An 11,245-nucleotide genomic window follows, 5' to 3' on the forward strand; every position below is an offset into this window, starting at 1 on the left:
TCTGTTATCCAATACGTCCGGGCCGCCCGGACTCCCCGCGCCCGCCCTGTCGATCCGCTGCCCCGTGGCCCTGGAGCGCCAGGCCGGTGCGGTACAACTCGATGAGCAGGGGGCGCAGTTCGCGGCCGCGGTCGGTGATCCGGTACTCGGTCCGCCGGGGGAACCCCCGGGTGACGGTGCGTGCCACGAGGCCGGCGGAGACGAGCTGGCCGAGGCGGTCGGTCAGCACCTTGTCGCTGAGCTGCGGCAGCGACTCGGCCAGCTCGGTGTAGGAGCGGGCGTCGCCCGGCATGAGGTCGCGCAGTACGAGCGTCGTCCAGCGCCCCGCGATCGCCGTCAGGGACACCTCGACCGGGCAGTCCGGAGACGGGGCCCGCGTGCGTCCGCTGGGAGTCGGCACCAGTACCTCGTCCCAGCCGCCGCTTACCGCTTGGTGAGCCACGGGGCCTCCTGCTTCGGTGGACTACATGAGCGACCGCATTCTCCCAGCCACCAGCCCCGAGCAGCAGCCGCACGTCTTCGCCGCCGCCTTCAACACCGGCGACCCCGACGCCATCGAGCGCGTCTACGAGCAGGCGGGCGTCCTCGTCAGCAGCCCCGGCGTCCCGACGACCGGAGCGGACCGACGCGAGGCCAACGCCCGTATGGCAGCGCTCGGTCTGCCCATCGAGGTCGAGCCCCGCCACGTCTACGTCGCCGACGACATCGCCCTCCTCATCGTCGACTGGACCATCGCGGGCACCACCCCGGACGGCGAGGAGGTCGACATCCGGGGAACCGCCACCGACGTGGCCCGCCGCGGCGCGGACGGCACCTGGCACTACGTCATCGACAACCCGTTCGGGACCGCGACACAGGGGGCCGATTCGCCTGCGGCGTCATCTGGTTGAGACGCCTCCCCACCTCTTTCCGAAATGATCAGCCGGCTCTGCCACGAGGAGCAGGAGCGTCCCGGCTCGTTCGCGGCGCCCGGCGGCTCCGTCCCGTCCCCGGCCCTTCAGGAGCGCGGGGAGGCTTCGTCCCGATCGACTGCGGTTCCGGTGACCACCGGGCCGGAGCCCGACGCGGCACCCTGGGAATCCTGCGCCTCGCCGGCGAGTCGGCCGGTGGCCCGGGGTGCCGGGCGCCTGACGTGGCGTCAACTGCTGTGACAGGAAAGGCGGAAGAGTCGCGCCAGGCACGTCACGTGAGGGTCCGGCCCGCGTGGTCGATGAGTTGCTGGACCCGATGCGATCCGTAGATCCCGTCGACCAGGAGCTGTGAGAGACCCCTTACGGCGGCGTGCGGGTCGAGGGCGCTGCGGACGATCTGGAGTCTGCGGGTGGCGAGGGGCAGCGAGCGGCGGTAGACGACCTCACGGATACCGGCGAACAACTGCTCGTCGGTGTGGGCGAGTTGGCCGCCGATGACGATGACGCGCGGGTTGAGCATGTTGACCGCGTCGGCGAGGGCGCCTCCGAGTATCCGGGCGGCTCGGCGCGCGAGACGGACCGCGGTGAGGTCGCCGGAGCGGATGAGGCGGACGGCCTCGTCGACGCCGGTGATCTCGTACCCGGCCGCCCGCAGATCGCGGACCAGCGCCCAGCCGCCCGCATACGCCTCCACGCAGCCGGTGTTGCCGCACCGGCACAGCGGCGGCTCCTCGACGTCGTCCACGGTGACCTGGATGTGGCCCACGTCACCTGCCGCACCGTCGGCGCCGCGGTGGACCTTCCCTCCGGCGATCACTCCGGTACCGACACCGGTGCCGATCTTCACCATGAGCAGATGCTCGACGTCCGGGTAGCGCAGGCGGAGTTCACCGTACGCCATGGCGTTGACGTCCTTGTCGACCAGGACCGGGCAGCCGTAGCGGGGGGCGAGGTTGCCGGGGATGTCGTAGCGGTCCCAGCCGGTCATGATCGGTGGGCTCACGACGCGTCCGGTCGCGAAGTCGACGGGCCCGGGGACGTCGATACCGATCCCCAGCACGTCCGCCTCGGTGCGCCCGGCCTGGGCGAGCAGTTCCGCGAAGTGCGCGTCGACCAGGGCGAGTACGTCCGCCGGGCCCGCGGTCACGTCGGAGGCGGCCTCGCGTTCGGCCCGTACCTCGCCGGCCAGGTCGCACAGGGCGGTGCGCAGACCGGTCGCGCCGATGTCGGCGACCAGCAGGACTCCCTTGTCGCGGTTGACGACGAACCTTCCGGCGGGACGGCCCCGGGTGCGGGCGTCCTCGGGGGCGGGCACGAGCAGACCCGCCGTCAGCAGGCCCTCCAGGCGCTGGTTGACCGTCGTGCGGGACAGGCCGGTGTGCCGGACGACGTCGGTCTTGGTGAGGCCCTCGGTGACGTCGCGGAAGAGAGCCAGGACCTCGCCGGGGCCGGTTCCGCCCCGGGGCGAGGCTGCGTTGGTCGTATCCACCCGGGACACTCTAGCTATGACGGTGATCGGTCGGAAGTTAGCTGACTTACGTTAGAAAGAGTCGAAAGAGATATTGTCAGGCGCCATAACGAGGTCGTACTGTCTGCCTATCCAGCGGGAAAGGGACAGTCCCATGCAAATGATTCGCAGAGCCGCGAAGGGCCGTGACGGTGCGCGCGCAACCTCCAGGCGCCGCACCGCCGTCTACGCCATCGCCCTGGCCGTCACCGGCACGCTGGCGCTGAGCGCCTGCGGTTCCGGCGGTTCGGGCTCGGGCGGCGACAAGAACAAGGTCGCCGCCGTCGTCAAGGGGCTGGACAACCCCTTCTTCCAGAGCATGGAGAAGGGCATCCAGGCGCAGGCCAAGTCCGGAGACGTGTCGGTCAAGGTGCAGGCCGCCAACTCCATCACGGACACGACCGGACAGGCGGACAAGCTCACCGGCCTCGCCGGGCGGCCGTACGGCTGCTTCATCGTCAACCCGATCTCCGCCACCAACCTCGTACAGGGTCTGGCCAAGGTCGCCGCGGCGAAGAAGACCATCATCAACATCGACAGCCCGGTCGACCCCAAGGCCGCCAAGGCCGCGAAGGCGACGCCCGCCACGTACATCGGCACCGACAACGTCGACGCGGGCAAGACGGCCGGAGCCCAGATGGCGAAGCTGCTGCCGCAGGGCGGGAACGTCGCCGTGATCGGCGGCATCGCCGGTGGCGTCACCAGCGGCGCCCGTGTCGAGGGTTTCAAGCAGGGCGTCGGTCCGGACGTGAAGGTCGTCCAGACCGTGGCCGCCGACTGGGACCGGCAGACCGCGCTGACCGCGGCGACCGACGTGATGCGCGGCCACCCGGACCTCAAGGGCTTCTTCGTCGCCAACGACGACATGGGACTCGGTGTCTCCCGCGCCATAGCGAACGCGGGCAAGACCGGCAAGGTCAAGGTCATCAGCGTCGACGGCATCAAGGACGCGCTGAGCGCCGTCAAGGCCGGAAGGCTCGACGCGACCGTGGCCCAGTACCCGTACACCATCGGGCAGATGGGCGTGGAGGCTTGCCAGGCCGCCGCCGCAGGCAAGGAACTCCCCAAGAACGTCAAGGCTCCCGTGGAACTGGTCACCAAGGCCGACGCGGACAAGGCGCTGGCCAGTACGCCGAAGCCGTTCGGCAGCTATGACGACCCGTTCAAGAAGCTCGGCAAGTGACCCGGCAGCCGTCCCTCCGGGAGAACGGAACACCATGAGTGAGTCAACGCTCACGGCCAAGGAACCGCAGTCCGGCGCCCCGCGGTCCGGCGCCCGCGCCGTGACAGCCCGCCTGCGCGACGTCGGCTTCTGGGCCGAATGGGCCGCGCTCGCCGGACTCGTCGTCCTTGTGATCGTCTTCCAGAGCGCCGACTCCGCGTTCCTCAGCAGTGGGAACGTGCAGTCGATGCTCGTGGCCGCGGCCATCCTGATCATCCTGGCGGTCGGTCAGACCTTCGTCATCGCGACCGCCGGGATCGACCTCTCGATCGCCTCGACCATGACACTCGGCGCGGTCGCCTTCGGCCAGGCCTACCAGGCGGGTTGGGGCGTCGGACTGTCCTGTCTGCTGGCCGTCGTCGCCTCGGCGGCCGTGGGCGCGGCCAACGGCCTGATCGTGGCGCGCGGCAAGATCACCGACTTCATCGTCACCCTCGGCACCCTGTCGGCGGCGTCCGGGCTCGCCCTGATCCTTTCCAACGGCAAGCCCGTGACCGTCATCGAGCCCACCCTGCTCAACCTGTCCACCGGCGGCATCGGCATCCTCGGCTGGACCTTCCTGATCGCGGTGGGCGTCGCCGTGCTCGCCCATGTGGTGCTCTTCCACTCCCGCTTCGGCACCCACCTCCTCGCCACCGGCGGGGCGCCCGAGTCGGCGACCGCGATGGGCATCAGCACCGCCCGTATCAAGATCGCGGTGTACGTGGTCTCGGGTCTGCTCGCCGGTCTGGGCTCCATCCTGCTGGTGGCGCGGGTGGGTGCCGCCGAACCAGCCGCGAACACCTCGTTCCTGCTCAACTCGGTGGCCGCGGTGGTCCTCGGCGGTGTCAGCCTCTTCGGCGGCCGGGGCACCATCACCGGCCCGGTCATCGGCGCACTGCTGCTGACCGCCCTGGTCAACGGGCTGACCCTGCTCGGCGTCTCGCAGTTCTACCAGCCGCTGTCCGTCGGCATCGTCGTGGTGCTCGCGGCCTTCCTGACGAGGTTCCAGAAATGACGCGACCCCAGCCCTCCGGAAAGTCGTCCAAGCAGTCCGCCGCCGTGGCCGAACCCCTGATCAGCTGCGAGGACGTCTCGCTCTCCTTCGGCAGCGTACGGGCGCTGGTGGACGTGTCGGTCACCCTGCGGCCCGGTGAGATCACCGCCCTCGTGGGCGACAACGGCGCCGGCAAGTCCACCTTGGTGCGCTGCATCTCGGGGATCCACCGGCCGGACAGTGGCCGCATCGTCTTCGGCGGCGCCCCGACCGACTTCCACTCTCCCGAGGACGCCCGCACCTCGGGCATCGAGACGGTGCACCAGAACCTGGCGCTCGTCGAGGACCTGACGGTGTGGCAGAACCTGTTCCTCAACCGGGAGTTGGTGCGCCGTTTCGGGCCGCTGGCCTTCCTGGACCGGCGGGCCATGCGCAAGCGGGCCACGGAGATGGTGTCCACCCTCGCGGTCAACGTCCCCGCGGTCGGCTCCCGGGTGCGCCGGCTGTCCGGCGGACAGCGGCAGGCGGTCGCCATCTGCCGTGCGGCGGGCTTCAGTTCACGCCTGGTCATCATGGACGAGCCCACCGCCGCCCTCGGTGTCCAGGAGACCGCCAAGGTCGAGGAGCTGATCCTCAAGCTCCGCGACGACGGCCACACCGTGCTGCTGATCAGCCACAACTTCGCGCAGGTCATGCGGCTCAGCGACCAGGTGTGGATCATGCGCGCCGGCCGCTGTGTGGCCGGCCGGCGCACCGCCGAGACCAACGGCGACGAAATCGTCTCCCTCATCACGGGGGCCCGGAGTGACTGAGGAGTTCCGTTCCATGACCGTCGCGAACCCGATCGGTGTGCACGCTCTCGTCTGGGCGGGCGACACCTCGCCCGCCTCAGTGAGACACGCGATCGACCGCACCGCGGCAGCCGGATACGACCTGCTGGAACTGTCCCTGCACGACTCCGTCAGCCTCGACGTCGACGCGGCCCGCGCCCAACTCGCCGACGCCGGGCTGAAGGTGGCGTGCTCACGGGGCCTCGCCTTCGACGCCGACGTCTCCAGCAGCGACCCCGCCGTGGTCGAACGCGGCGAGAGACTCCTGCACGACTCGCTCGCCGTCACCCACGGCCTCGGCGGCACCCACTTCACCGGCGCCCTCTACAGCGCGCTCGGCAAGTACGGCGCACCGCTCGGCAGCGAGGGCCGGCGCAACGCGGTCTCCGTCATCCGAGGGCTCGCCCAGAAGGCCGGTGCCCTCGGTATGACCCTCGGCCTGGAGGTCTGCAACCGCTACGAGACCCATGTCATCAACACCGCCCGCGACGCCCTGCGCCTCGCGGACGACATCGGCGAGGACAACGTCCTGATCCACCTGGACACTTACCACATGAACATCGAGGAGGACGACCTGGTACGGCCGGTCCACGAGGTCGGCGACCGGCTCGGCTACGTCCACATAGGCGAGAACCACCGCGGCTACCTCGGCTCCGGCCACCTGGACTTCACGTCCTTCTTCCACGCCCTCGCCGACATCGGCTACCGCGGCCCGATCACCTTCGAGTCCTTCTCCTCCGCGGTGGTGGCGCCCGGCCTCTCCGCCGACCTCGCCATCTGGCGCAACCTCTGGTCCGACGGCGAGGACCTGGCCCGCCACGCGCGCGGCTTCATCGACCAGCACCTGACCGCGAGCAGCGTCCGCCCATGACCTTCGACGACCTCCTCAGGCGGGCCTCGTCCCTCACCCGTGCCGGACGCCGGGCGATCCTCGGCATCACCGGCAGCCCGGGGGCCGGCAAGACCACCCTCGCCGAACACCTGGTACGGGAACTCAACGGCGACGGCCCTCCCTGGGCCGCACACGTACCGATGGACGGCTTCCACCTCGCCGACGCCGAACTCGACCGGCTCGGCCTCAGCAGCCGCAAGGGCGCCCCGGACACCTTCGACGCGGCGGGCTACGCGGCACTCCTGCGGCGACTGCGCGCGCAGGAGCCCGGCAGCGACGAGACCGTGTACGCGCCCGGCTTCGAACGCACCCTGGAACAGCCCCTCGCGGGCGCCGTTCCGGTGGCGCCGACGGCCCGACTGATCGTGACCGAGGGCAACTACCTCCTGCTGGAGACAGGCGCCTGGCCCCGCGTCCGCCGTGAACTCGACGAGGTGTGGTTCTGCGACCTCGACCAAGCCGAGCGCAACCGCCGACTCGTCGCCCGCCACAAGGAATTCGGCAAGAACCACGACGCCGCGGTGGCCTGGGTACACGGCACCGACCAGCGGAACGCGGACCTCGTCGCGGCGTCGCGGGGGCGGGCGGATCTGGTGGTGTACGAGGCGCCACCGCGGCTGACCGGGGTTCGCTGAGCAGGAATCAGCCACCTCACCCGCACCAGCGACTTCGCAGCACTTCGCCCCGCCGGGCACCAGCTCGGCGGGGCGAAGTGATCACGGGCTCGAATCGACCAGCGGCGTCAGCCGGTCAGGTCGGGTCGGTGGGACACCCGCACCGCGTTGACCAGCGTCTTGCCGGTGATGTCGGACAGCCGGAGGTTGAGCTGGCCGTCCGTGACCCGCACGGTGAAGGTCTTGGTCAGCGCCGCGTAACCGCCCACGTCAGCGGCGATGTCCAGGTGCGGGACCTTCTCGACGCCCTCCGCGAGCACGGTGAAGACCCGCTGCGACGGCGACGCGCCGGTGAGCTCGGCGAAGCCCAACTCGACCTGGTAGACCCCGTCCGGCAGGCCGTCGAACCGGTACTCGTACGCCCCGGTGCGCGCGGTGCTGAACAGCGCCTGTTCCTCGGTGCCGGTCACCGTCTTGGTCGTCTGCTGGTGACCGGTGGTGCCCAGGTAGCCGTAGGAGCCGGTCCGGTACGCCTGGTCCGGGCCCCAGGTGTCTTCCAGCCGGTCGGTGTGCGACTTCTGCGCGCCGGCGTTCAGCGCCGTCTGGTAGGCGGGCACCGCCACCGTCACCGGGATCTCCAGCACCGGCTTGCGGCCGCTGCCCGACGCCACCTCGACGGTGCCGCGCAGCACCGTGCCCGGCTCCGCGCCGGTGGTGTCGAAGGTCAGCTTCACCTGTTTCCTGCCGTCCTTCTCCAGCGTGCCGGCGGCCGGTTGTGCGGTCAGCCAGCCCGCGCCGTCCTGCTCCTTGACCGTGAAGTCAGTGGCGCTGCCCGAGTTGGCGAGTTCGAGCGTGCGGTGCCTGGTCTGCTTCGCGGGGATCACCAGTTCCCAGCCCGCGTCCGGCGCCGCCTTCACCAGGCCGGTCCTCAGCGCTGTGCCGGCACGGGAGACGGAGCCCGCCGCCATCGTCGCGGTGCGGGTGGCCGTGCCGTAGTGCGTCTTGGTGATCTCGACCTGGTAGTCGGCGGAGGCGTCCGCCGGCACCTGGACGAGGTAGTGCCCGTCAGCCGTGGTGGTGGAGCGGCCCACCTCGGCGCCGTCGCGGCGGACGGTCACGGTCGCGCCCTCCACCGCGAGCCCGTCGTTCTCGTCGGTCACGGTGCCCGAGACGGTCGCGCTCCTACTGGGACGGAACGCCAGGGACAGGCCGTCCTTGACCGCCCCGGCGGTGTTGTAGGAGTACTGCAGCGCGTCCAGCCCGGTGTGGTTCTCGGCGCCGATGGTGGCGCCGGAGCCCTGCTCGTACGCGCCGTCGCCGATGTCCTTGTAGTGGAAGGAGTAGCCGCCGTCCTCACTGATCACCGCGGCGAAGCTGAGCCGTTGGCTCGTCGCGGCGGTCACGATCATGTCGCGCCACTCGACGATGTACTCGCGGTGCGGTGCCGTGCCCCGCGTCGCGGTGTAGACGCCGGAGTCGGCGTCCATCTGGAGGTTGTCCCAGAAGGGGTACAGCGCGCCGTTGGGCGCGCTCGTGGACGGCAGCGGGCCGTTGACGCTGGAGGTGCTGGAGGCGCCGAAGGCCATGACGCCCTCGACGGTCACGTTGGCCCGGTTGTACGTCTCGCCGTAGAAGCCCACGGGGAACGGCAGGTCCACGGTGACGCCGCCTGACGTGCCTTTCAGGGCGGTCTTGGTCTCACCGGCCGGGAACGCCGCGTCGCCGGGCCGGCAGGTGGTGCCGAACGCGTCGGTCCTGCTGGGCAGTTCGACGTCCTTGACGGAGGACCCCTCCGTCACCTCCAGCGCGACCGCGACGGCCGAGGCGCACCGGCTGTCGGGGGTGACCTCCATCTGGTAGCTGCCGACGGGTAGCGACAGCGCGTAGCCGCCGTCGGTGCCGGAGGTGGTGGAGACGTCTGTGCCCTGCACCGCGAGCCGGGCGCCCACCTCGATGCCGGCGCCGGTGCGTACGGTGCCGGTCACTCTGCCGGACGGAGCCGCGGTGAGAGTGAGGTCCTTGGTCGCCGTCTCGTTCTCGATGACGGTGACCGTGCCCTCGCCGGTGAGGTAGCCGAATTTCGTCACGGTGATCCGGTAGTCGCCGGTCATCACCTTGGGCACGGTGTAGGAGCCGTCCGGGCCCGTCCGCACGGTGGCCTCCATCGGGCCGTCGAAGGCGACCGTGGCGTCGGCGAGCGGCTGCCCGCCGGCGGTGACGGTGCCCTTCACGGCGCCCAGCGGGCCGCGCGGGGTGGCGCTCACCGCGTTGTAGGCTTCCAGCTTGCCTTCGCCCCACACGTTGTTCTTCGCCGCGGTGCCGCCGCAGGAGAGGTCGGCGGTGTCGACGGCGCTCTGGTCGAGCAGCGCCTCGGTGGCCGGGATGTCGCCGCGGATGGCGGGCGAGGCCGACCACATGAGCGCCACGGTGGCGGCGGTGTGCGGTGAGGCCATGGAGGTGCCGGACATGGACTGGTAGCCGCCGCCGGGGGCCGCGGAGCGGATGTTCACGCCGGGTGCGGCGAGGTTCGGCTTGATGGTGCCGTCCTCGCCGGTGCCTCGGGAGGAGAAGCTGGCGATGGCGCCGCTGCTGTCGAAGGCGCCGGACGCGTACGAGTTCGAGTAGTCGCCCGGGGAGCCGGCCGTTCTGCAGGCCGGTCCGCTGTTGCCGTTGGAGAACGCGGGGAAGATGCCCGCGTCGCGCCAGGTCTGGACGGTCTCCTTGAACCAGGCGTCGTGGCCGGTCGCGCCCCAGGAGTTGTTGACCACGTCGGGTGCGAGGTCAGGCCGCGGGTTCTGCCCGTTCGCGTCGGTGGGGGCCACGACCCACTGGCCCGACGCCATCAGCGACGTGCGGCTGCAGGAGCCGGACTCGCAGCCCTTGGCGGCGATCCACTGCGCGCCGGGGGCGACGCCGATCTGGTTGGCGGCGTGGTCGTCGCCGACCATGGTGCCCATGGTGTGGGTGCCGTGCCCGTGGTTGTCGCACGGGGCGCCGCCGGTGCAGACCTTCGCCGGGTCGAACCAGTTGTAGGCGTGGTCGTAGCTGCCGTCGGCCTTCAGGCCGCGGTAGCGGCCCATCAGTGCCGGGTGCCGGTAGTCCACGCCGGTGTCGATGTTGGCGACGACGATGCCGTCACCGCGTGCGCCCAGTTCGTTCCAGGCACGGGGCGCGTTGATCCGGTCGACGTTCCACTCGACGGAGTCGACCTTCTCCTCCGTCCTGCCCGGCCGCGGGTCCGGGAGCTTGATCGGGTCGTCCGCCTCGATCGAGGCGACCTCCGGGCGGGCGGCTATCTCCTCGGCCAGTGCCCGGCCGCCGGTCACCTTGAGCGAGTTACTGATCCAGAACGACCGGTACGGGGCGTCGGCCCGCTTCAGCAGGCCGCGCAGCCCCGCCTGGGTGCGTTCGGCGTATCCGGCCTTGGCCTTGAGCACCGCACGGCCTCGGCCGGTCTTGGTCTTCTCCTTCCTCGCCGCCGAGGTGTCGGCTTCCGAGTCCAACTGGACCCAGAACGTGACCTTGTCCTTGGCGGTGAGCTGACGCTGCACCTTGCCGTCGGCCTTCATCGCCAGACCGGTGTTCTCCGGCGGTGGCGCGGCCATGGCGGGCACAGCCGCCACTAGTGGCAGAGACATGACAATCGATCCCAAGCCGGCGAGCACGCCCCGCCATCTCGGGAACCCCGGCTGTCTCAGTCGAGAATGCCCCACTACGAACTCTCCTTCACGGTCGGCGGGGATCGCCCGCCCTGATGAGAAGTGCGGTCACACTCACATCCGGCAGCTCAGACCGCAGATGCCCGTGAGGCTTGTGGGGGTGTGTGGGGGGTGCAGCAGCGTCGACTGGAGCCCGGATGAGGCGAGTATCCAGCAGGCGTGTGGGCGTGGGATAGACAGTGCTGACAGGTTGGCAGAAAACCCACGGAAGAACTATTTTGCACAGCCAGCATCCGGGCTTGGTTGAGGATCTACCGCCCCCCGCCGCGCCGAGTCCGCGAACCCGAGGTATCCATGTGCGCGTCCCTCCCGGAGCTTGTCACACACCCCACAGGACGCCCCGGACAAGGCGCACCTCCGCCGTCACCCCTCCCGTCAGGCGCCACACTGAAACGGCGCTTTCTCGCCAACTTCCCCCACGGGCCGCCCCCGACCCTCCGCCCGGCGCCGGCCACTTCACTCCCGACGTCCCCTTCACGGCACCGAGATCGCCGACTACATTCGCCCTGTCGGCTACGGCCTGGTGCTCCGGTCTCCGAACAGCGCGCTGGAGAAGAACGTCGTGGTCCGCGCC

General features: G+C 70.5%; 9 protein-coding genes. 6 read left to right on the plus strand and 3 right to left on the minus strand.

Going from position 1 to position 11,245, the window contains the following annotated elements; all coding sequences use genetic code 11:
- Positions 1-4 precede the first annotated feature (4 nt).
- The gene (locus tag ACFVST_RS13320; protein WP_390149927.1) at positions 5-442 is read right to left on the minus strand and encodes a winged helix-turn-helix transcriptional regulator; all 438 of its coding nucleotides are present in this window, start codon (positions 440-442) and stop codon (positions 5-7) included.
- Between the two features lie 25 nt (positions 443-467).
- Here ACFVST_RS13320 and ACFVST_RS13325 point away from each other — a divergent pair, with 25 nt between their 5' ends.
- A complete protein-coding gene (locus ACFVST_RS13325) occupies positions 468-890 on the plus strand; it encodes a YybH family protein (RefSeq protein WP_390149929.1) in 423 nt (140 codons plus the stop codon).
- Positions 891-1,182: 292 nt separating this feature from the next.
- Here ACFVST_RS13325 and ACFVST_RS13330 read toward each other — a convergent pair whose 3' ends face one another.
- The gene (locus ACFVST_RS13330; RefSeq protein ID WP_390149931.1) at positions 1,183-2,400 is read right to left on the minus strand and encodes an ROK family protein; all 1,218 of its coding nucleotides are present in this window, start codon (positions 2,398-2,400) and stop codon (positions 1,183-1,185) included.
- Positions 2,401-2,533: 133 nt separating this feature from the next.
- Here ACFVST_RS13330 and ACFVST_RS13335 point away from each other — a divergent pair, with 133 nt between their 5' ends.
- Genes ACFVST_RS13335 through ACFVST_RS13355 form a run of 5 tightly spaced genes read left to right on the plus strand, consistent with a single transcriptional unit; the run spans position 2,534 to position 6,973 of the window.
- Positions 2,534-3,601, plus strand: a complete 1,068-nt coding sequence (locus ACFVST_RS13335) for a substrate-binding domain-containing protein (protein WP_390149933.1) — start codon at positions 2,534-2,536, stop codon at positions 3,599-3,601.
- 34 nt (positions 3,602-3,635) lie between these two features.
- The gene (locus ACFVST_RS13340) at positions 3,636-4,637 is read left to right on the plus strand and encodes an ABC transporter permease (RefSeq protein ID WP_390149935.1); all 1,002 of its coding nucleotides are present in this window, start codon (positions 3,636-3,638) and stop codon (positions 4,635-4,637) included.
- Positions 4,634-5,428, plus strand: coding sequence for an ATP-binding cassette domain-containing protein (locus tag ACFVST_RS13345; RefSeq protein WP_390149937.1), 795 nt, complete (start codon positions 4,634-4,636; stop codon positions 5,426-5,428). The genes ACFVST_RS13340 and ACFVST_RS13345 overlap by 4 nt, the downstream gene beginning before the upstream one ends.
- A 13-nt stretch (positions 5,429-5,441) precedes the next feature.
- Positions 5,442-6,317, plus strand: coding sequence for a sugar phosphate isomerase/epimerase family protein (locus ACFVST_RS13350; RefSeq protein ID WP_390149939.1), 876 nt, complete (start codon positions 5,442-5,444; stop codon positions 6,315-6,317).
- On the plus strand, positions 6,314-6,973 hold the full coding sequence (locus tag ACFVST_RS13355) for a nucleoside/nucleotide kinase family protein (protein WP_390149941.1): 660 nt from the start codon (positions 6,314-6,316) through the stop codon (positions 6,971-6,973). The genes ACFVST_RS13350 and ACFVST_RS13355 overlap by 4 nt, the downstream gene beginning before the upstream one ends.
- Positions 6,974-7,080: 107 nt before the next feature.
- Here ACFVST_RS13355 and ACFVST_RS13360 read toward each other — a convergent pair whose 3' ends face one another.
- Complete coding sequence (locus ACFVST_RS13360) at positions 7,081-10,590, minus strand: S8 family serine peptidase (protein WP_390149943.1); 3,510 nt, start codon at positions 10,588-10,590, stop codon at positions 7,081-7,083.
- Positions 10,591-11,245 lie beyond the last annotated feature (655 nt).

The organism is Streptomyces sp. NPDC058045 (assembly GCF_042885635.1).
GTDB lineage: Bacteria > Actinomycetota > Actinomycetes > Streptomycetales > Streptomycetaceae > Streptomyces.